This window comes from Streptomyces sp. ICBB 8177 (genome assembly GCF_003144095.1).
Lineage (GTDB): Bacteria > Actinomycetota > Actinomycetes > Streptomycetales > Streptomycetaceae > Streptantibioticus_D.
This window is the reverse complement of record NZ_NSKH01000018.1, coordinates 1,993,149-2,013,530: the sequence shown is the minus strand read 5'-3', so window position 1 is coordinate 2,013,530 and position 20,382 is coordinate 1,993,149. Positions and strand designations below refer to the sequence as shown.

The window sequence follows — 20,382 nt, the reverse complement described above, 5'->3', positions numbered from 1 at the left end:
GCCCGCAGATGCCCGAACGCCCACTCCTGCGGCACGCACGGATCCGTACTCGCCCGCGACCGCGCCCCGCACTCACTGTCGTCGTCCCGAAGGGTCAGGCAGCGCAAGGCGTACGTCACCGGCGGAGCGTCCTCGTCCCGGTCGGGCCGCAACGTCCACTCCACGAAACGGAACACCCGACGCCGCCCGCTCACAACACCTCGCCGCGACTGCGGGCGTTCGCCCACGCCGTCCGAGCGTGTAACCGCTGCTGCGGGCTGGCCGCCCGCACGTCCTCGGGCCTGGCGGCCTACTCCCGCCCACCGGTCACCGGCCGCAGGAACCACCGCCCGCACCACTCCCCACGACAAGGCCGGAGAGTTCGGCGCCGTCTGAAAGGACGCCCCGCGATGACCGAGCCCCTTCGCTGGTCCAAGTCCACATACAGTGCGAACGGCGGCCAATGCGTCGAGGCCGCCGACCTGATTGCCGCCCACGGCATCGTGCCCGTCGTGACTCGAAGGACCCGGAGGGACCGGTCCTCGCCTTCCCCGTGGCCGCCTTCGCCGCGTTCGTGAGCAGCGTGAAGGCCGGTGAGCTGCGATGACCGCACCCCTCCGTTGTTCAAGTCCTCGTACAGCGACAACGGCGGCCAATGCGTCGAAGCCGCCGACGCGCAGGGCCGTGTGCTGGTCCGGGACTCCAAGGACCCGCACGGGCCCGCGCTCGCCTTTCAACCAAGAAGGCGGCGGGCCGCTAGCTGTGGCGTCGAGAGCTCAGACACGGAGCAGGTCGGTCGAGACCGTCCAGAGGCGCTTGGCGGTGTCGGGATCGAGCGCCCATTGCTTGACACCGTGCGGGTGCTGCGCGAGGTCGGCGTCGTTCGGCACGGTGTAGGCCTCTTGTGAATCGTCAAGGTAGTGGCCTCCGGAGTGCGCGAACTCCGGGGCGACGGCCGCGACGATGCTGGTGGCAGCCCCCTGCTCGACCGTTTTGTACGTGAAGACTCCGGCGGCTTCGGCCGCATCGAGCGACTGCCTCTGTTGCGTTGTGAAGTTCCGCTGCAGTCCCGTCGCGACACCGCCGGGGTTCACCGCATTGGCAATGATGCCGTCGGACGCCCAGAGACGAGTCGCCTCGACGGCGAAGAGGGAGTTCGCCGTCTTCGACTGGGCGTAGGCAATCTGCGGGTCGTAGCTGCGACGCTCGAAGTGGAGGTCGTCGAAGTCGATACCGGAACGCATGTGTGCCGTCGAACTGACCGAGACGATCCGCGCTCCGTCGCGGTCGGCCGCCCCCAGGGCCAGGGCGTCATGAAGGCCGGTGGCGAGGGCGAAGTGGCCAAGATGGTTCGTCGCGAATTGCAGCTCCCAGCCCTCACGTGTTCGTTCGAGGCCACCAGTGACCACGCCCGCGTTGTTGATCAGCAGGTGAAGCGGGCCGCCCCACGCGTCAACGAATCGCGTGACGCTGGTCCTGTCCGCAAGGTCGAGCCGGACGACTCGGGGCCGTATCCCTCCGGTCGACTTCGCGATCCTCTCAGCGACGACGTCACCGGCAGTCGTGTTCCGGACAGCGAGCGTCACCTCCGCCCCGGCAGCGGTCAACGCACGAGCCGTCTCGATTCCGATTCCGGAGGACGCTCCCGTCACGATCGCGCGGACGCCGGTGAGGTCGACGCCCCGCAGTACCTCGTCCGTGGTGCTGGAGGCGGTGAAGGGGGTGGAGATGCGTTCACGAACAGCCATGGCGGCCACTATACTTAATAGACTCAAGTTGTATAGTACGTCTCTCGCTCGTATGCTCGGTCCATGAGCAGTCCCGATGCCGGCCACCGGCCGTCGACAGTCGCCGACACCGACCGTCGGACCATGGTTCTGGACTCCGCCATGGTCACGTTCGCGCGCTTCGGTTACCGGAAGACCTCGATGGAGGAGGTGGCGCGGGCGGCGCACATCTCCCGGCCCGGGCTCTACTTCCTCTTCTCCTCGAAGGAGACCCTGTTCCGTGCCGCGGTCACCCAGGCCCTGGAGCGGGACATCACAGCGGTCGAACATGTCCTGGCCGCCACCGGCCGTCCCCTTCCAGAGCGCCTCGTCGCAGCGTTCGACCACTGGGCGGGCCGCTACATCGGCCCGCTGGCGCGCGATGTCTCGGCGGTCATCGAAAACAACCCCGACCTCCTCGGAGAGATCGCCGAGACCACGCCGCGACGTTTCGAGGAACTGATCACGGAAGCGATCGCCGCCGAATCAGGGCGAGAGGCTGCCCCCCTTGTCGCACAGACGATGATCAGCGCATCGATCGGCCTCAAGCATCAGGCCGCGACACGGGAGTTCTACCTCGAACGACTGGAGGTCGCCATCAATCTCCTGGTGCGCTGAAGACGCTTACCGAAGCCGCGGGAGAGAGAGCCCGGCCGAGCAGCCCGATCCGCCGCCCGGCCAGAACTGGCACCGATCCCCCACCACCCGACGCCGCTCCGGCACCCAGAACGTACGCCAACCCGGCACGCCTCCTTGCGGCGACGCCGGGGAGTGGACGGTCTCCGCCGGCACCTCGACCGCAACGGTGGCCGCCTACGAAGCGGAGGTGACCGCCTCGGAGTCTTCCGCGGCGGCCGCCGCCTTGAGCGATGCGGCACGCCTCGGAGGCCGCTTCAAGACACCTGGTCAAGCGCCCTCGCTCGGGCGCATCCTCTTCCATCGACTCCAGGAGTACGCACGGCACGTCGGTCACCTCGACGTCGCGCGCGAACTCATCGACGGCGAAACCGGCGAGTGAGGCGACGGGACCACCAACGCATTTGCGGCACGCCCTTTGGCTGCGGAGAAGCGCGGGTTCGCGTGCCTGAGCACTGACGGACCGTCCCCGGGCGGTCCTGGAGGCCCCGGAGCAGGAGGTGCCGGCGGACGTGGCCGAGCTGCGGATCACTCACGGTCGACCCACTGATCACGCCCGTTCCCGGCCACTACGACCGGCTGCGGCCCCGGACCCGACCACCCTCCCGGAATCGCTTGTCACCCCCTTGCCACCAACAACCTCTTTGACAACCCCCGTTGACGAAAACCCATGTCACAGACAACGACGTGACAAGCGCTCCGGATGCCACGCGCCGAGAAAGCCGGCCTGCCTGCTGACGTCAACGAGTTCGATCCGTGCGCCGATGCTGTCCATCCGGTGATAGGCGAACGGCCGACCATAGGGACAGCCGGAGAAGTCCACGGGCATGCCTTCTTCCTCCAAACGGCGGGATCCTTGCCGCACGTCGCTGGTCCAGAAGCCGATGTGATCGAACCTGGCCCCCTTGGACGCGTCCCAGGGACTGCCCGGCGGCCCTTGGATGAGCTCGACGAACGGCGGCCCGCTCGCGGTGAAGACGATGCGGTAGTCCCACTCACCAAGCCGGTCGGACACATGACCACCCCACCCGACCCCGGCCGAACGCCGAAAGTCAGCATTCCCTGCTCAAGGTCCGGGACCACGAAGCACACGTGGCAGAAGGCAGTCATCCGCCCATGATCGAGCACGTCGCACCATCCGGCCCAGAGGTTGACGCCAAGCCCGGAGCGCGGCGGCCCCCAAGGCGCACGCACCGGGCTCAGTCCAGCACCGCCAGCGCGTCGATCTCCACCAGCAGCCCGGCCGGCAGGCCGACGTAGACGGTGGTGCGGGCAGGCGGCACCGTCACCCGGTCCGCCAGGAACTCGTCGTACAGCGCGTTGAACTCGGCGAAGTGCGCGGTGTCGGTGAGGTAGGCGCGCAGCATCACCACGTCCTCCCAGGCGGCGCCGCCCTCCTCCAGCACCGCCTCGACGTTGGCCAGCGTCTGGAGGGTCTGCTCGCGCAGGCCGGGTCCGGCGGGCTCCGGCTTCTCGCCCTCCCTCGCGGGCAGGAAGCCGACCTGTCCGGCGACCTGGAGGATGCCGCCCTTGCGCACGCCGTGCGAGAAGCGGGCGGGCGGCACGGTGTGGGTGGCGGGGGTGACGGCGGTCTTGTCGCTCATGCTCGGTCTGCCTCTCGGTGGTGCGGGTCGGGGTTCGCCTCGCCGCCCGCGTACTCCCAGGTGATCGCCCGGGCGGTGCTCAGCACCAGCGGGCGCAGGGCGAGCAGTTCCTGCGCGGTGACGACGACGTTGGGTGCCGAGATCGACAGCGCGGCGGCGACCCGGCCGTCCGGACCGCGTACCGGGGCGGCGACGCAGTTGATGGACTCCTCGTGGCCGCCGAGGTCGGCGGCCCAGCCCTGTTCGCGTACGGCGGCGAGTTCGGCGAGGTAGGCGGCCGCGTCGGGCGTCGAGCGCGGGGTGTAGGCCGGGTACTCCAACCGGGCCGCCACGGAACGCCGTTCGGGCTCGGGCAGGTCGGCCAGCAGCACCTTGGCCACGGCGGCCACCGTGATCGCGACCGGCCGCCCGACGCGCGAGTACATCCGCACCGGGTAGCGGCTGTCGACCTTGTCGACGTAGACCACCTCGCCCTCCTCGCGCACCGCCAGGTGCACGGTGTGCCCGCACTCCTCGCCCAGCGCGACCAGGTAGGGATGCGCGGTCTCGCGGACGTCCAGCGCCTCCATCGCGCGCTGGGCGAGCCCGAACAGCCCGGCGCCCAGCCGGTAGCGCTGGTCGGGCTGCCGGTGCACGAGGCCGTGGGCGTGCAGGGTGCGCAGCAGGCGCAGGGCGGTGGACTTGTGGACGTCCAGCCGGGTCGCGACCTGTTCGAGCCCAGCCGGGCCCTCGGCGAGCAGCGGCAGGATGCTCAACGCGCGATCGACGCTCTGGCTCACCGTGCCGCCTCCGTCCCAGCCGTCCCGCTCCGCCTCGCGCCTTCCGTCCACCCTGCCGCCAGCCGCAGCCCGCGCCACCGGGCCTCGTCCAACGCGACCAGCGCGTCGGCGTGGTCGCGGGCGGGCGGCGTCCCCAGGTCGGCGTGGGCGGTGAGGGCGGCGGCGGCCAGCACGTGCCCGTGGCGCAGCCGCCGCTCCATCGGCAGTCCGCGCAGGCAGCCGGAGAGGAACCCTGCGGCGAACGCGTCGCCCGCGCCGACCGGTTCGACGACCTCGACGCGCGGCGCGGGCACCTCGACGGACGGTGCGCCCGCCGCGTAGGCGACCGCGCCCTCCGGGCCGCGCTTGACGACGAGCAGGCCCGGCTCAGGCAGCGCGGCCCGTACCGCGTCGGCGTCCCGAAGGCCCCACGCCTGGCGCGCCTCGTCCTCGCCGACGAACACCACGTCGCAGTCGCGGGCCAGCTCCGCGAGCACCGCGGGATCGCCCGAACGCCACAGCGCCGGGCGGTGGTTGACGTCGAACGACACGACCGGGCGGCCCGGCCGCCGTGCGGTCAGCGTCCGGAGCAGGGCGAGGCAGGAAGCGGACAGGGCGGCGGTGATGCCCGACAGGTGCAGTACGCGGCCGGAACGCGCGGCCTCCCCCGCCACGCCGTCCGGGGACGGGGACGGGAACGGGGGCGGGGACATCGCGGACGCGGCGGAACCGGCGCGGTGGTAGAGCACCCCGGTGCGGCCCTCCAGCCGCTCCTTGAAGTAGATCCCGGTGGGGCGGTGCGGGTCGCGCTCGACGGCGCGCACGTCCACCCCGCGGGCGGCGATCTCGGCCAGCAGGTGGTCGCCGAAGGGGTCGGCGCCGACCCGGCTGACCCAGCGGACGCGATGGCCGTAACCGGCCAGGTAGCAGGCGACGTTGGACTCGGCGCCGCCGATGCCGCGGTGGAAACGGGTCACGCCGGCGAGCGGGCCGCGGGTCTCGGGTGTGAAGACGGCCATGGACTCGCCCAGGCACACCACGTCGAACTCCGCGCCGCCGCCGTCACCGCCGCCGTCGCGGTCCGCCTCCCGTTCCGCCGTGAAGAGCACGCCCGCCTCCGTCCCGCGTCGTACCGCGTTGACCCGCCACCGTGCCGGATGTTAGACAGCGTGCAGCACCGTACGCAATGTCCGTTGCACAGAATGCAACGCGCTCGTCGAGGAGGCCGGATGCCCACCGTCGCGGAGCTGTCGCGGGAACGGGTCGACCACCGCTTCAAGGGTCTGCCGCCGGACGCGGAGGGCCGCACCCTCGGTGAACTCGCCGCCGAGCGCCGCGACTTGTTCGACGGCGGCTTCCTCACGCCCGTGCTGACGCTGCTCGCGCCCGCGCTGGAGCACAACCTCGACCAGCTGGAGCACTACGCGCGCGACCACCGGCTGGCCTTCGCGCCGCACGGCAAGACCTCGATGGCCCCGCAGCTGTTCGAACGCCAACTGGCGCGCGGCGCCTGGGGGATCACCGCCGCCACCCCCTGGCAGGCCCGCGTCTACCGCGCGTACGGCGTGCGGCGGATCTTCCTGGCCAACGAGGTCGTGGACCCGGCCGCGCTGCGCTGGATCTGCGCCGAGCTTACGTCCGACCCCGCCTTCCGGCTGGTGTGCTACGTGGACTCGGTGCGCGGCGTGGAGCTGATGGACGCGGCGCTCACCGCGCACCTCGACGTGGTCGTGGAGCTGGGCGCGCCCGGCGGGCGCACGGGGGTGCGCGACGAGGCGGCGGGCGACGTGGTCGCCGACGCGGTGGCGGCCTCCCGGTGGCTGCGGCTGGTGGGCGTCGCGGGCTACGAGGGCGAGATCCCGGAGAAGACCGGGGAAGCGGTCGCCGCGTGGCTGGAGCGACTCGTCGCGCTGGCACGGCGGTTCGACGCGGCCGGCCGCTTCGCCGGGGCGGACGAGGTCGTGCTGAGCGCGGGCGGCAGCGCCTGGTTCGACGCGGTGGCCAAGGCGTTCGAGCCGGTCGACGGGCTGTCGAAACCGGTGCTGCGGCTGCTGCGTTCGGGCGCCTACGTCACCCACGACGACGGCCACTACCGCGAGATCACCCCGTTCCACGACCGCGTACCGGCCGAGGGGTCGCTGCGCCCGGCGCTGCGGCTGTGGACGCAGGTCGTCTCCCGCCCCGAACCGGACCGCGCGTTCCTCAACGCGGGCAAGCGCGACGCCCCGTACGACCTGGGCATGCCCGTCCCGCAGGTGATCCGGGGCGCGGACGGCTCGCTGCGCCCGGCGGACGGCCTGCGCGTGACGAAGCTCGCCGACCAGCACGCGTTCGTGGAGGTCACCCCGCAAACCCCGCTCGACGTCGGTGAGCGGGTGGGGCTCGGGCTGTCGCACCCGTGCACGTCGTTCGACAAGTGGCAGCTGATCCCGGTGGTCGAACAGGACGGCACCGTCGTCGACTTCGTGCGCACGTTCTTCTGACGCGTCCCCGACTCCCCGCGAAGGCGGCCCCCTTGGACCTCGTCATCCGTGACGCGACCGTGGTCGACGGCACCGGCACCACGTCCCCGTACCGCGCCGACGTCGCCCTCGCGGACGGCCGGATCGCCGCCGTCGTGCCGTACGGGACGGGCCGCCGGCCGGGCGGGCGCCGGGTGCTGGACGCCGAAGGGCTCGCGCTGGCACCGGGGTTCATCGACATGCACGCCCACAGCGACCTCGCCCTGCTGCGCGACCCGGCGCACGAGGCGAAGACCGCGCAGGGCGTGACGCTGGAGGTGCTGGGGCAGGACGGCCTGTCGTACGCACCGGTGGACGACACCACGCTGGAAGCGGTACGGGCGCACATCGCGGGGTGGAACGGGGACGGCGGCGACATCGACTTCGACTGGCGTTCGGTCGGCGGGTACCTCGACCGGCTGGACCGGCAGGGCATCGCCGTCAACGCCGCCTACCTGGTGCCGCAGGGGACGGTACGGGCGATGGTGGTCGGCTGGTCGGACCGCCCGGCGACGGCGGACGAACTGGAGCGGATGAAGGGGCTGGTGGCGGCCGGGCTCGCGGAGGGCGCGGTCGGCATGTCGTCCGGGCTCACCTACACCCCCGGCATGTACGCGCCGACCGCGGAACTCACCGAACTGTGCCGGGTGGTGGCCGCCCACGGCGGCTACTACTGCCCCCACCACCGCGGCTACGGCGCGGGCGCCCTGGAGGCGTACCGCGAGATGCTGACGGTGACCCGGGACGCGGGCTGCGCGCTGCACCTGGCGCACGCCACGATGAACTTCCCCGCCAACGCAGGTCGCGCCGGCGAGATGCTGGCCCTGCTGGACGCCGCGATCGCGCACGGCGCCGACGTCACCCTCGACAGCTACCCCTACCTCGCGGGCTGCACGACGCTCGCCGCGCTGCTGCCGGGCTGGGCCACGGAAGGCGGGCCCGAGGCGACGCTGCGGGCGCTGCGCGACGAGGCGACGGCCGCACGGATACGGCACGCGATGGAGGTCACCGGCTCCGACGGCTGCCACGGCGTGCCGGTCGACTGGGACACCGTCGAGGTCTCCGGCGTCGGGGACCGGGCGCTCGCCGGGCACGTCGGCGCGACGGTCGCGGGGATGGCGCGGCAACGCGGCGAGGAGCCGTTCGCCGTGGCGCGGGCCCTGCTGCTGGCGGACCGGCTGGCGACGACGATCCTCCAGCACGTCGGCGACGAGGCGAACGTCCGCGCGATCATGCGCCATCCGGCGCACACCGGCGGCAGCGACGGCATCCTGGTCGGCGACAAGCCGCATCCGCGCGCCTACGGCACCTTCCCGCATTACCTCGGCCACTACGTGCGCGAGCTGGGCGTGCTGTCGCTGGCCGAGTGCGTCGCCCACCTCACCGGGCGCCCCGCCGCCCGCCTGGGCCTGGCCGACCGGGGCCTGATCCGGGTGGGCCACCGCGCCGACCTGGTGCTCTTCGACCCCGCGACGGTGGCGGCGGGCGCGACCTACGCCGCGCCGGGGACCGCGCCCTCCGGCATCCCGTACGTGCTGGTCGACGGCCGTTTCGTCGTGGCGGACGGGCGGCGCACGGGGGTGCTGGCGGGGCGCTCGGTACGGCGCTCGCAGGCGCCGGCCGCGCGCCCTGCGCCGCGGTGGCGTGGCGAAAAACACCGAGCGGGGTGCAGGGGCTGCCCGTAGGGTGTGCGCATGCAGGTGATCCAGTCGACGAAGCTCGCGAACGTGTGTTACGAGATCCGGGGCCCGGTTCTCGAAGAGGCGATGCGGCTGGAGGCGGCGGGTCACCGCATTCTCAAGCTCAACACCGGCAACCCGGCGCCCTTCGGTTTCGAGTGCCCTCCGGAGATCCTGGAGGACATGCTGCGCTCGCTCGGCGACGCGCACGGCTACGGCGACGCCAAGGGCCTGCTGTCGGCGCGCCGCGCGGTCGTCCAGCACTACCAGCCCCAGGGCATCGAGCTGGACGTCGAGGACGTCTACCTCGGCAACGGCGTCTCCGAGCTGATCCAGATGTCCATGCAGGCGCTGCTGGACGACGGCGACGAGGTGCTGGTCCCCGCCCCCGACTACCCGCTGTGGACCGCCGCGGTCTCGCTCGCGGGCGGCACGGCGGTGCACTACCGCTGCGACGAGCAGTCCGACTGGATGCCGGACCTCGCCGACGTCGAGCGCAAGGTGACCGACCGCACCAAGGCGATCGTCGTCATCAACCCGAACAACCCCACCGGCGCGGTCTACGACGACGAGATGGTGCGGTCCCTGGCCGACATCGCCCGCCGCCACCAGCTGATCGTCTGCTCCGACGAGATCTACGACAAGATCCTCTACGACGACGCCACCCACACCCCGACCGCCGCCCTCGCGCCCGACCTGCTGACGCTCACGTTCAACGGGCTGTCCAAGGCCTACCGGGTCGCCGGCTACCGCAGCGGCTGGATGGCGGTGTGCGGGCCGAAGGCGCACGCGGCCAGCTACATCGAGGGCCTGACGATCCTGGCGAACATGCGGCTGTGCGCGAACATGCCGGCGCAGCACGCGATCGCGACCGCGCTGGGCGGTCACCAGTCCATCAACTCCCTGATCCTGCCCGGCGGCAGACTCCGCGCGCAGCGCGACGCGACGTACGAGGCGCTGACCGCGATCCCGGGGATCACGTGCGTCAAGCCGAAGGGCGCGCTGTACGCGTTCCCGAGGCTGGACCCGTCCGTCTACAAGATCAAGGACGACCGCCAGATGGTCCTGGACCTGCTGCGGGCGGAGAAGATCATGATCGTCCACGGCACGGGTTTCAACTGGCCCGAGCCCGACCACTTCCGCATCGTGACGCTGCCGAGGGCGGAAGACTTGACCGACGCGGTCCAGAGAATCGGCTCGTTCCTGGACGGTTACGCGCAGTATTGATCCCTTGAAGGGGCGCGGGGAACGCAGGCTCCCACCACGCCAGACCCAAGAGGAGCGCGGGGAACTGCGCGCTCAGCCACGTCAGACCCAAAAAGGGGCGCGGGGAACTGCGCGCTCAGCCCCCACCGGCCAGTGGCCGAACAACGACCGTAGGCCCCCCGGACAGTGGCCCTCCACCGCCCCGTCGTGGCCGGTCGCGCAGTTCCCCGCGCCCCTGAAAAGATCCGGGCGCACCCCATCAAGCCCCAAAGGGGCGCGGGGAATCGCCCCGCGCCCCTGAAGACCAGGCGATCAGCCCAGGCGCCGGACCAGGCTCCGGTACTCGTCCCACAGTTCCTTCGGGGTGTGGTCGCCGAAGGTCTCCAGGTGCTGCGGGATCAGCGAGGCCTCCTCGCGCCAGACGTCCACGTCGACCGACAGCAGCAGGTCGAGGTCCGCCTCGGAGATGTCGAGGCCGGCCGTGTCGAGCGCGCCGCGTGCGGGCAGCACGCCGATCGGCGTCTCGACGCCCTCCGCCTCACCGTTGAGCCGCTCGACGATCCACTTCAGCACGCGCCCGTTCTCGCCGAAGCCCGGCCAGACGAACCGCCCGTCCGCGTCCTTGCGGAACCAGTTGACGTAGTAGATCTTCGGCAGGTTCGCCGCGTCGTGCGTCTGCCCGATCTTCACCCAGTGGCCGAAGTAGTCGCCCATGTTGTAACCGCAGAACGGCAGCATGGCGAACGGGTCGCGGCGCAGTTCGCCGACCTTGCCCTCGGCCGCGGCGGTCTTCTCGGAGGCGACGTTCGCGCCGAGGAAGACCCCGTGCTGCCAGTCGAACGACTCGGTGACCAGCGGCACCGCGGAGGCGCGCCGCCCGCCGAAGAGGATCGCGGAGATCGGCACGCCCCGCGGGTCCTCCCACTCGGGCGCGATGATCGGGCACTGCGAAGCGGGCACCGTGAAGCGGGCGTTGGGGTGCGCGGCGGGTGTGCCGGACTCGGGCGTCCAGTCGTTGCCCTTCCAGTCCGTCAGGTGCGCCGGGGTCTCCTCGGTCATCCCCTCCCACCACACGTCGCCGTCGTCGGTGAGGGCGACGTTGGTGAAGACCGAGTTGCCGTACATGGTCTTCATCGCGTTGGCGTTGGTGTGCTCACCGGTGCCGGGGGCGACGCCGAAGAAGCCCGCCTCGGGGTTGATCGCGTACAGGCGGCCGTCCTCGCCGAACCGCATCCACGCGATGTCGTCGCCGATGGTCTCCACGGTCCAGCCGGGGATGGTCGGCTCCAGCATGGCGAGGTTGGTCTTGCCGCAGGCCGACGGGAACGCGGCGGCCACGTACTTGGGCTGCCCCTTCGGCGGGGTGAGCTTCAGGATGAGCATGTGCTCGGCGAGCCAGCCCTCGTCCCGGGCCATGACCGAGGCGATGCGCAGCGCGTAGCACTTCTTGCCCAGCAGCGCGTTGCCGCCGTAGCCCGAGCCGTAGGACCAGATCTCGCGGTCCTCGGGGAAGTGCGAGATGTACTTGGTGGAGTTGCACGGCCACGGCACGTCGGCCTGGCCCGGCTCCAGCGGGGCGCCGAGGGTGTGCACGGCCTTGACGAAGAAGCCGTCGTCGCCCAGTTCGTCCAGGACCTGCCGGCCCATGCGGGTCATGGTGCGCATCGAGACGGCGACGTAGGCGGAGTCGGTGATCTCCACGCCCAGCGCCGACAGCGGCGAGCCCAGCGGGCCCATGCAGAACGGCACGACGTACATCGTGCGGCCGCGCATCGAACCGCGGAAGAGCCCCTTGTCACCGGCGAAGATCTCCCGCATCTCGGCGGGGTCCTTCCAGTGGTTGGTGGGGCCTGCGTCCTCCTCCTTCGCGGAGCAGATGAACGTACGGTCCTCGACGCGGGCCACGTCGGTCGGGTCGGACGCCGCGTAGTAGGAGTTGGGGCGCTTGACGGGGTCGAGCCGCTTGAAGGTGCCCTTGGCGACGAGTTCGTCGCACAGCCGCTGGTACTCGTCCTCCGAGCCGTCGCACCAGACGATCTCGTCGGGCTGGGTCAGCTCGGCGATCTCGCCGACCCATGCGATCAGGTCCTGGTGTGTGGTGGGAGCCGCATTGCCGCGCGCCACGATCGCTCCGTCCCGCCCGGGACCACGAGGAAACCGGGCGTCAAATGTCGAGGGTTGAGGGTGGCCCCTTGGGGGCTGCGACCCGGATGCTTCATGGCCGCTCATCCGGTGCCGACCGCACTCATATGAGTGTCTGGTCCGTACACCCGATCTGTCCAGCCCCGGAGAGGTGAGCATTGCCACTTCAACGCCCATTCATTACTTACTCGTAACCTACGGTGGCGTAGGTAGCATGACGGGCATGACACCGGTCGAGGAGACTCGCGGCCCGGCATCGGCCGCCGCCGCGAGCCAGGGTCAGGGTGCCGTCGCACAGGCACAGGCCGCCGTCGCGCAGGCGCAGGCCGTCGTCAAGCCCAAGCTGCGCGGCTGGCTGCACGCGGGGATGTTCCCCGCCACGCTCTTCGCGGGCGTGCTCCTGACCGCGCTGGCCGACAGCCCGCGGGCGCGGGTCGGCTGCGCGGTCTACACGCTCACCGCCTGCCTGCTGTTCGGGGTGAGCGCGCTCTACCACCGGGGCAACTGGGGACCGAAGGCGTCGGCGGTACTACGGCGTCTGGACCACGCCAACATCTTCCTGATCATCGCCGGGACGTACACCCCCCTCGCCATCCTGCTGCTGCCGTCGGGGACGGCGACCGCGCTGCTGTGGTTCATCTGGGTGGGCGCGCTGGCCGGAATAGCGTTCCGGGTCTTCTGGGTGAGCGCGCCGCGCTGGCTCTACACGCCCTGCTATCTCGCGCTGGGCTGGGCGGCGGTCTTCTTCCTGCCCGACTTCATGCGCACCGGAGGCGTCGCGGTGCTGGTCTGCGTGACGGTGGGCGGCCTTCTCTACAGCGCGGGCGGCGTGATCTACGGGATCAAGCGGCCCAACCCGTCACCGCGCTGGTTCGGCTTCCACGAGGTCTTCCACTCGTTCACACTGGCCGCGTTCGTCGTCCACTACGTGGGCATCTCCCTGGTGGCGTACACGCACCGGTGAGCGGTTCACACGCCAGGTAACGACACCGCATCCATCCAGCGTTCACCAATCCTGCACCTTCTCTTCACAACTGGCGTGGGACTACCGTCCCGCCATGAAACGCCGTCATTTCGCCATATCCGTGGCCGCGTTCGCCGCGGCCTGCTCCCTCGCGGCCTGCGGGCCCACGACGGCCGGCGCGAGCGGGGCCGCGCCCGCCACGACCGCCTCCACGGCGGCCACGGCCTCCGCGCCCGCCACGAGCGCGCCGCCCCCTTCCCCCTCGCCCTCGCCCTCGACGCCCGCCGCCAGGCCGACGCCCACCCCGGCGGCCCCCCACACTCAGGCTCCGGCGCCCACGCACGCCGCGACGCACCGCGCGGCGCCGCCGCCCGTCACTCGTCCGGCAGCGCCCGCGCCGACCACCCATGCGGCGGCCGCCGTGTGCGGCATCCGTTCGAACGCGGGCAACTGCTACCGCGCGGGCGAGTTCTGCCGCGACGCGGACCTGGGCAAGTCCACCACCGACGCCGCCGGCCGCGTCATCCGCTGCCTCATGGAGTCGGGCCGCCCGCACTGGACGTACTGACTCCCCCTTACGACGACGACCCGCGGCAGCGCGCCGCGGGTCGTCGTCGTTTCCGCATCCGCTCTCGCATCCGCCCCCACCTGGGCGCCTGGCGTCCCGCCACCACGACAGCTACTATTTTTTGGTAGCGACTGTCATATAAGACTTACTATCGAATCCTCTCCGCCGCTCCCGAAGCCGCCGGAGCGGCCACCGGCCACCGGCCACCGAAGGGTGAACGCCATGCAAGCCACCCCTGTACCCGCCGCCTCCGCACCGCCCGACCCCAAGCGCTGGTGGGCGCTGGGCGCGCTCGTCGCGAGCATGCTCGTCGTCGGGTTCGACGCCACGATCCTCAACGTCGCGCTGCCCACGATGGCTTCGCAGCTGGGTGCCGACATCAGCCGGCAGCAGTGGATCGCCGACTCCTACACCGTCGTGCTGGCCGCGCTGATGCTTCCGGCGGGGCTGCTGGGCGACCGCTTCGGGCGGCGCAGGATGCTCGTCGCGGGCCTCGTGCTCTTCCTCGCCGGCTCGCTGGCCGGGGCGCTGGCCGGTTCGCCCGCCGGGGTCATCGCCGCCCGCACCGGCATGGGCCTGGGCGCCGCGCTGATCATGCCGTTGGCGCTGGCCGTGCTCCCGGCCGTCTTCGGCCCCGGGGAGCGCACCAAGGCGATCGGGATGCTGACCGCCGCCACCGCGCTGGGCATGCCGCTCGGCCCGATCATCGGCGGCTGGCTGCTGGACCACTTCTGGTGGGGCTCGGTCTTCCTGATCAACGTCCCCATGGTCGCCATCGGCATCACCGCCTGCGTCTTCCTGCTGCGCGAGTCGTCCGACCCGTCCGCCCCGCGCATCGACACGATCAGCTCCGCGCTCAACTGCGTGGGCCTGGGCGCGCTGGTCTACGGGATCATCGAGGCGCCGCGCCGGGGCTGGGGCGACCCGCTGGTGCTGGTCATGCTCTTCGGCGCCGCGGCCCTGCTGACCGCGCTGGTGCTGCGCGAGCGGGTGGCCGCGCGGCCGATGCTGGACGTCGGGCTGCTGCGGCAGCGCGGCTTCCTGTGGAACGCGGTCGCCGCGACACTGGTGATGTTCGTGCTGATGGGGCTGCTGTTCGTGCTGCCCAACTACCTCCAGGCGGTGCTGGGCGCCGACGCGTTCGGCACCGGGGTGCGGCTGCTGCCGATGATGGCGGGGCTGCTGGTGACCGCGCGGGCCGCCGCACCGCTGGTCGCCCGCTTCGGGCCGCGGCCGGTGATCGCGGGCGGGCTGCTGGTGCTGGCGGCGGCCGCGTTCCTGGGCAGCCGCACCACGCCGGGGGACGGCTACGGCTACACCGCGCTGTGGCTGTCGGTCACCGGCTTCGGGTTCGGCTTCGCCATGATCCCGGCGATGGACGCCGCCCTGGGGACGCTGCCGCGTGAGCGCGCCGGTTCCGGGTCCGGGCTGCTGATGACGCTGCGGCAGACCGGCGGGGCGATCGGGGTGGCGCTGCTGGGCAGCGTGCTCGCCTCGGCGTTCGGCGCCAGGCTGGACACGACGGGGCTCCCGCCCGCCGCGGGCGCCGTCGCCGGCAAGTCGGTGGTCGCGGCGCACGCGGTGGCCGCCGGCCTCCACGACGCCCGCCTCGCGGCCTCCGCCGACGCCGCCTACGTGCACGGCATGGACGTCGTCCTGCTGCTGTGCGGGGTGACGGCGGTCGTCGCGGCGGTGCTGGTGGCGTTGCGGCTGCCGGACTCGCGTACCGCCGCAGCACCGGCCGCCGCCGTGGCCCCCGCGCCGGTCGACGCGCGACAATGACGGACATGGCCTCCGCTACCACCCCCGCCGCCCCCGCGCTCGGCCTGCGGGAGCGCAAGAAGATCAGGACCCGCCAGGCGATACGGCACGCCGCCTACCGGCTCTTCGAACGCCAGGGGTACGACGCGACCACCGTCGAGCAGATCGCCGCCGCCGCCGAGGTCTCCCCCAGCACCTTCTTCCGGTACTTCCCCACCAAGGAGGACGTCGTCCTCACCGACGAGTACGACCCGCTGATGGAGGCCGCGCTGCTGGAACGCCCGGCGGACGAGCCGATCGTGGAGTCGATGCGGCGGGCGGTCGTGCCGCTGGCCCGCCGGATGGCGGCCGGGGAACGCGGGGAGATGCTGCAACGCATGCGGCTGGTGCGCGAAGTACCGGCGCTGCGGGCCCGGCTGGGCGAGAACATGTCCGTCTCCTGCGCCCTGCTGGTCGGCGTGCTGGCCCGCCGCACCGGCCGGCCCACCGACGACCTGGGCCTGCGCGTCCTGGTGGGCGCGCTGCTCGGCGGCTGGCGGGAGACGATGATGCACTGGGTCGAGAACGAAGGCACCGAGGACCTGGGCGAGCTGCTGGAACGCACCCTGGACATCCTCGCGGGCGGCCTCGGACGCGACGCCCTCTGACCGGGCCCGGCCCTCAGCCCCCGAGCCGTTCCGCCAGTTCCTCCGGGCCGGTCACCGGCGCGTCGCAGGTGAAGTGGCGGCACACGTACGCGGCCGGGCCCCCGTCGACCAGCGGCCGGTCCCGCAGCAGCGGGAACTCCTCGCCGTCCGGCTCACCGGCGGCGACCACCGCGCCCGGCGCGGTCCCCAGCAGCGCGGCCCGGTGCAGCGCGGCGGTGGCCGGGTCGCCCGCGGGTCCGACGACCGCCACCTCGCGGGGTCCGTCCAGCGCGGCCTCCGCCGCCGCCAGTCCCCAGCCGATGAACCGCGGCGCCCGTCCGGCCAGCGCACCCACGATGCCCAACGCGCCCTCGGCAGCGGTGCGGTGGCGTTCCGAGCCGGTGTGGGCCGCGTACGACAGCAGCGCCTGAGCGGCGGCCGTCCAGCCCGAGGGGGTCGCGTTGTCGGTGGGGTCCTGCGGCCTGCGGATGAGGCGCTCGGCGTCGTCGGCGGTGTCGTGGAAGCCGCCGTCCCCGTCGGCGAAGTGCCGCAGCACGGTGTCGAGCAGCAGCCCGGCGAACTCCAGCCACACGCCCTCGCCGGTCACCCCGGCCAGCGTCAGGAAGCCCTCGGCCACGTCCGCGTAGTCCTCCAGCACACCGGAGTTGGCGCCCGCGACACCGTCGCGCGAGGTGCGGGCCAAGCGCGCGTGCTCGTCGTCCATGTGCACGCGTACCAGCAGGTCGGCGGCGTCCAGCGCGGCCCGTACGAGGTCGGGGCGCTCGAAGTACGCGCCGGTCTCGGCCAGCGCGGCGACCGCAAGACCGTTCCACGCGGCGACCACCTTGTCGTCCCGCCCGGGCCGTGGCCGCAGCTCCCGCGCCTCCAGCAGCCGCGCCCGCACCTGCCCGATCCGCTCGCCGTCCGCCAACTCCCCGCCCTTGAGCTGGAGTACGGAGGCACCGTGCTCGAACGTCCCCTCCTCCGTCACCCCGAAGTACTGCGCGGCGAGCCGGGCGTCCTCCTCCCCCAGCACCTCCCGCAGTTCCCGCGGCGTCCACACGTAGTACGCGCCCTCGGCGTGCGTGCCGTCCGCGCGGTCGCTGTCGGCGTCCAGCGCGGAGGCGAACCCGCCCTGCGCGGTGCGCAGTTCGCGCACCATGAAGTCGGCGGTCTCGACCGCCACCCGCCGCGCGAGGTCGGAGCCGGTGGCCCGCCACAGGTGCGCGTAGACCCGGCACAGCAGCGCGTTGTCGTACAGCATCTTCTCGAAGTGCGGCACGACCCACTCCCGGTCCACGCTGTAGCGCGCGAAGCCGCCGCCGAGCTGGTCGTAGATGCCGCCGCGCGCCATCGCCTCGCAGGTGTCGCTCACCATCTGCAACGCGCCCTCGGACCCGGTGCGCGCGTGGTGCCGCAGCAGGAACTCCAGCGCCATCGACGGCGGGAACTTCGGCGCGCCCCCGAACCCGCCGCGCGTGGCGTCGTACTCCCGCGTCAGCCCCAGCAGCGCGGCCCCCAGTTCCTCGGCCCCCGGCGCGGCGCCCCCGGCCTGCGAGATCCGGCGCCCGGCCAGATCCCGCACGATCCGCCCGGCGACCTCGCCCACCTCCTCGCGCCGGTCCCGCCACGCGCTGCGCACGCCCTCCAGCACCTGCCGGAAGCCGGGCATGCCGTGCCGGGGCTCGGGCGGGAAGTAGGTCCCGAAGTAGAACGGCTCGCCGTCCGGCGTCAGGAAGACGGTCATGGGCCACCCGCCCTGCCCCGTAGCCGCCTGCACCGCCTCCATGTAAACGGCGTCGACGTCAGGCCGCTCCTCCCGGTCCACCTTGACCGCGACGAACCCGTCGTTGACGACAGCGGCGACCGCGACGTCCTCGAACGACTCGCGAGCCATCACGTGACACCAGTGGCAACTCGAATACCCGACCGACAGCAGAACGGGGACGTCGCGCCGCCGAGCCTCCTCGAACGCCTCGGCCGACCAAGGCCACCAGTCGACGGGGTTGGCGGCGTGCTGCTGGAGATAGGGCGAGGTCGCGTCGGCCAGACGGTTCATGCGAACCAGCGTCTCACGCGGCTCAGCCCTGAGGGCTCACCCGGATCGGCGCCGCCGTGGCCCGCCTAACGCAACCTGCCAGGGAATCCAAATTGAATGACAATACGATTCTGCTACGTTCCAGTGGATCGGCTCAGGAGAGCTTCCATTCATTGGGGGTAGACGGGATGGCGGTCGGGAGCGGTTGGAAGCCGCTGGAGGCGTTCTGGTCCGTACAGCGTCTGGTACGGGACCGCCATCAGTTGGTCCGGAAGATCAGCGAGTGCTACACCGCCGCGCACCCGAAGGACAAGAAGCCGAGCCCTTCGGATGTCAGGTCCTGGCGTGAGAGTGTCTACGAGTTGGCGACCACGCTGGACAACCTCGGGCTCGGCCAGGTGCGGATGTTCATCGAGTACCTCGCCGACGGTCGGATGAACCACATCGACGTCGTCCTCGCAGGACAGCATCCGTCCGGACGGCTCAGCTACGCGGTCATCGAGCTCAAGCAGTGGGGCAGTATCGAGCGTCCGACCGTGTCGAAGGCAGCCGGGCTCTGCGCTTCGTGCAGGGCGGAGGGGAACACCGCACTCTGCCAGCGCTGCGCCAGGGATCTGGTCTACGCGCCGTTCCCTGAGTACGAGAGGCACCTGAAGCATCCCGCGGTCCAGGTCGGCAACAACATGGACGACCTGCGCAGGCACCACAGCATGTTCGACGACCGCTACGTCAATCTCGTGGGCGCGGCCTACCTGCACAACCTGATGGATCCGGAGTACCAGTGGATCAGCCAGGTGTCCCCTCGCCCAAAGATCCCCACGTTCACCGCACGGCAACCGGGGGACCTGGAGAAGTTCCTGACCGCGAACTTCAGCTCGGACTCCGGCGCGGAGGCCGCACAGGAGTTGCTCGGACGTCGACGCTCGACCAACCTTCTGACCGACGAGACTGCAGCGATCGTCAACGGCCACACCCGGTTCAGTCTCGTCGAGCACCAACTGCGGGCGGTCCAGGCGATTGCCGATGCCACAACAGCCGTCGGGTCGCAGGGGGTGAAAAAGGTATTCGTCATCGAGGGACGTGCGGGCAGCGGCAAGTCACTCGTTGCGCTCACCGCGCTGGGAGAAGCGCTGCAAGCCGGACATTCCGCTGCCTTCGTTTCCGGTGGTATCGCCTCTCGCGACACCTTCAAGCGGGCTGCCAAGGGGCACCAGAAGGTCTTCAGGCCGCTGGTGCAGATTGCCGACAAGTTCGGGCCCGACGAGTTGGACCTGATCGTCTGTGACGAAGCCCACCGCCTCAGCCTGCGACCGAAGACCGGTTCCTTCGGGATGCGGCAGACAGGGCCGACCTCGGTGGAGGCGGTCGTCACCCACGCTCGCGTGCCGGTGTTCTTCATCGACGGGGATCAACGCCTCTTCGCGGAAGAGATCTGGTCCCCTGAGAGACTCAAAAGCGAGCTCCTGAGCCTTGGCGTAGAGATCGTGCCGATCAAACTGGACCGGGTACTCCGAACCGTCGGCAGCTCGACATACGACACCTGGGTCAGCCGGCTCATGTCCGGGGACCCCATCGCGTGGCGTCCGGACGGCGCCACCGACCCTGAGCCTTTCGAGGTCTACTACGCCGACAGCGCTGCCGAGATGGAGTCCTTCCTTGAGGGCAGGGACCCAGCGGGCGCGAGTGCCCGGATGACCGCCGGAATGTGCTGGGGCTGGACCGATGACACTGGCACCTTCCCCGACGTCAGCCCCGACCCCGGCTGGGCACGCCCGTGGAACGCCGGTGACAACCACGGCACCCAGGGAATCCCCAGGCGAAAGTTCTGGGCGACCGACCCCGGAGGCTTCGGGCAGATCGGATGCGTGCACACGGCCCAAGGGCTCGAGTACGAGTGGGGTGGCGTAATCATGGGCCCCGATCTCACGTGGGAGGACGGCGCATGGGTCGCCCACCGCGAGCACGTGAAGAGCAAGGCCTCACAGATCAAGGACGACACCGAACTCATCCGGGCGTTGCGCAATGCCTACCGCGTGCTGATGACCCGTTCCATCCGCGGCCTGGTGCTCTACTCGGTCGACCCTGCGGTCAGGAAGCTCTTCGCCGACCTCGGCGTGCAGAAACTCTGATCCGCCCGCCTCCTGCTTGCCGGGC

19 protein-coding genes and 3 pseudogenes are annotated in these 20,382 nt (G+C 71.4%); 12 read left to right on the top strand and 10 right to left on the bottom strand.

The genetic code is table 11. The features are described from left to right. Both CK485_RS29245 and CK485_RS29705 read right to left on the bottom strand, forming a co-directional pair. A partial coding sequence (locus tag CK485_RS29245; RefSeq protein ID WP_109453172.1) for a hypothetical protein occupies positions 1–194 on the bottom strand: 194 nt, incomplete at its 3' end. Then, positions 191–391: pseudogene (locus CK485_RS29705) on the bottom strand (hypothetical protein). The pseudogene CK485_RS29705 and the gene CK485_RS29245, both read right to left, overlap by 4 nt. Here CK485_RS29705 and CK485_RS17535 point away from each other — a divergent pair. Beyond that, positions 390–586, top strand: a pseudogene (locus CK485_RS17535) (DUF397 domain-containing protein). The pseudogenes CK485_RS29705 and CK485_RS17535 overlap by 2 nt on opposite strands. Further along, positions 573–713: pseudogene (locus tag CK485_RS17530) on the top strand (DUF397 domain-containing protein); the annotation flags it as partial. The pseudogenes CK485_RS17535 and CK485_RS17530, both read left to right, overlap by 14 nt. Positions 714–755: 42 nt before the next feature. Here CK485_RS17530 and CK485_RS17525 read toward each other — a convergent pair. Beyond that, positions 756–1,727, bottom strand: coding sequence for an SDR family NAD(P)-dependent oxidoreductase (locus tag CK485_RS17525; RefSeq protein ID WP_109453170.1), 972 nt, complete (start codon positions 1,725–1,727; stop codon positions 756–758). 141 nt (positions 1,728–1,868) lie between these two features. Here CK485_RS17525 and CK485_RS17520 point away from each other — a divergent pair, with 141 nt between their 5' ends. Together CK485_RS17520 and CK485_RS17515 are read left to right on the top strand one after the other, a co-directional pair. Further along, on the top strand, positions 1,869–2,363 hold the full coding sequence (locus CK485_RS17520) for a TetR/AcrR family transcriptional regulator (RefSeq protein WP_199239439.1): 495 nt from the start codon (positions 1,869–1,871) through the stop codon (positions 2,361–2,363). Beyond that, a complete protein-coding gene (locus tag CK485_RS17515; RefSeq protein WP_109451651.1) occupies positions 2,296–2,763 on the top strand; it encodes a DUF664 domain-containing protein in 468 nt (155 codons plus the stop codon). The genes CK485_RS17520 and CK485_RS17515 overlap by 68 nt, the downstream gene beginning before the upstream one ends. Positions 2,764–3,054: 291 nt before the next feature. Here the strand turns inward: CK485_RS17515 and CK485_RS17510 are convergent, their stop codons facing one another. The 4 genes from CK485_RS17510 to CK485_RS17495 all read right to left on the bottom strand — a co-directional run bounded on the left by CK485_RS17510 (position 3,055) and on the right by CK485_RS17495 (position 5,852). Then, positions 3,055–3,396, bottom strand: a complete 342-nt coding sequence (locus CK485_RS17510) for a VOC family protein (protein WP_241968383.1) — start codon at positions 3,394–3,396, stop codon at positions 3,055–3,057. A 184-nt stretch (positions 3,397–3,580) separates the two neighbouring features. Further along, positions 3,581–3,985 (bottom strand): RidA family protein, encoded by a 405-nt coding sequence (locus tag CK485_RS17505; RefSeq protein WP_109451649.1) that lies wholly within the window; start codon positions 3,983–3,985, stop codon positions 3,581–3,583. After that, positions 3,982–4,764, bottom strand: coding sequence for an IclR family transcriptional regulator (locus CK485_RS17500; RefSeq protein WP_109453168.1), 783 nt, complete (start codon positions 4,762–4,764; stop codon positions 3,982–3,984). The genes CK485_RS17505 and CK485_RS17500 overlap by 4 nt, the downstream gene beginning before the upstream one ends. Then, positions 4,761–5,852 carry a sugar kinase gene (locus tag CK485_RS17495; RefSeq protein WP_342673483.1) on the bottom strand — a complete coding sequence of 364 codons (1,092 nt, stop codon included), beginning with the start codon at positions 5,850–5,852 and terminating at the stop codon, positions 4,761–4,763. Before CK485_RS17495 ends, CK485_RS17500 begins: the two co-directional genes overlap by 4 nt. A 120-nt stretch (positions 5,853–5,972) precedes the next feature. Here CK485_RS17495 and CK485_RS17490 point away from each other — a divergent pair, with 120 nt between their 5' ends. The 3 genes from CK485_RS17490 to CK485_RS17480 are packed head-to-tail and all read left to right on the top strand — an operon-like array spanning position 5,973 to position 10,150. Next, positions 5,973–7,226, top strand: a complete 1,254-nt coding sequence (locus CK485_RS17490; RefSeq protein WP_109451647.1) for an amino acid deaminase — start codon at positions 5,973–5,975, stop codon at positions 7,224–7,226. A gap of 32 nt (positions 7,227–7,258) precedes the next feature. Next, positions 7,259–8,929 carry a D-aminoacylase gene (locus CK485_RS17485; protein WP_109451645.1) on the top strand — a complete coding sequence of 557 codons (1,671 nt, stop codon included), beginning with the start codon at positions 7,259–7,261 and terminating at the stop codon, positions 8,927–8,929. 9 nt (positions 8,930–8,938) lie between these two features. Beyond that, positions 8,939–10,150 carry a pyridoxal phosphate-dependent aminotransferase gene (locus CK485_RS17480; protein WP_109451643.1) on the top strand — a complete coding sequence of 404 codons (1,212 nt, stop codon included), beginning with the start codon at positions 8,939–8,941 and terminating at the stop codon, positions 10,148–10,150. A 291-nt stretch (positions 10,151–10,441) separates the two neighbouring features. Here the strand turns inward: CK485_RS17480 and CK485_RS17475 are convergent, their stop codons facing one another. After that, positions 10,442–12,253 carry a phosphoenolpyruvate carboxykinase (GTP) gene (locus CK485_RS17475; protein WP_109451641.1) on the bottom strand — a complete coding sequence of 604 codons (1,812 nt, stop codon included), beginning with the start codon at positions 12,251–12,253 and terminating at the stop codon, positions 10,442–10,444. A 241-nt stretch (positions 12,254–12,494) separates the two neighbouring features. On the opposite strand from CK485_RS17475, the gene CK485_RS17470 reads away from it, so the two are divergent. Further along, positions 12,495–13,235 carry a hemolysin III family protein gene (locus tag CK485_RS17470; RefSeq protein WP_275124631.1) on the top strand — a complete coding sequence of 247 codons (741 nt, stop codon included), beginning with the start codon at positions 12,495–12,497 and terminating at the stop codon, positions 13,233–13,235. 105 nt (positions 13,236–13,340) lie between these two features. Here the strand turns inward: CK485_RS17470 and CK485_RS17465 are convergent, their stop codons facing one another. After that, complete coding sequence (locus tag CK485_RS17465) at positions 13,341–13,556, bottom strand: hypothetical protein (RefSeq protein WP_109451639.1); 216 nt, start codon at positions 13,554–13,556, stop codon at positions 13,341–13,343. Between the two features lie 100 nt (positions 13,557–13,656). Here CK485_RS17465 and CK485_RS29090 point away from each other — a divergent pair, with 100 nt between their 5' ends. The 3 genes from CK485_RS29090 (at position 13,657) to CK485_RS17455 (ending at position 16,211) form a co-directional block, all read left to right on the top strand. Next, a complete protein-coding gene (locus CK485_RS29090) occupies positions 13,657–13,803 on the top strand; it encodes a hypothetical protein (RefSeq protein WP_199239376.1) in 147 nt (48 codons plus the stop codon). A 222-nt stretch (positions 13,804–14,025) separates the two neighbouring features. Continuing rightward, the gene (locus CK485_RS17460) at positions 14,026–15,585 is read left to right on the top strand and encodes an MFS transporter (RefSeq protein WP_109453162.1); all 1,560 of its coding nucleotides are present in this window, start codon (positions 14,026–14,028) and stop codon (positions 15,583–15,585) included. Then, the gene (locus tag CK485_RS17455; RefSeq protein WP_199239375.1) at positions 15,582–16,211 is read left to right on the top strand and encodes a TetR family transcriptional regulator; all 630 of its coding nucleotides are present in this window, start codon (positions 15,582–15,584) and stop codon (positions 16,209–16,211) included. The genes CK485_RS17460 and CK485_RS17455 overlap by 4 nt, the downstream gene beginning before the upstream one ends. A gap of 13 nt (positions 16,212–16,224) precedes the next feature. On the opposite strand, the gene CK485_RS17450 is transcribed toward CK485_RS17455, so the two are convergent. Next, on the bottom strand, positions 16,225–18,249 hold the full coding sequence (locus tag CK485_RS17450) for a thioredoxin domain-containing protein (protein ID WP_109451635.1): 2,025 nt from the start codon (positions 18,247–18,249) through the stop codon (positions 16,225–16,227). Positions 18,250–18,416: 167 nt separating this feature from the next. On the opposite strand from CK485_RS17450, the gene CK485_RS17445 reads away from it, so the two are divergent. Next, on the top strand, positions 18,417–20,357 hold the full coding sequence (locus CK485_RS17445; protein ID WP_109451633.1) for a DNA/RNA helicase domain-containing protein: 1,941 nt from the start codon (positions 18,417–18,419) through the stop codon (positions 20,355–20,357). Positions 20,358–20,382 lie beyond the last annotated feature (25 nt).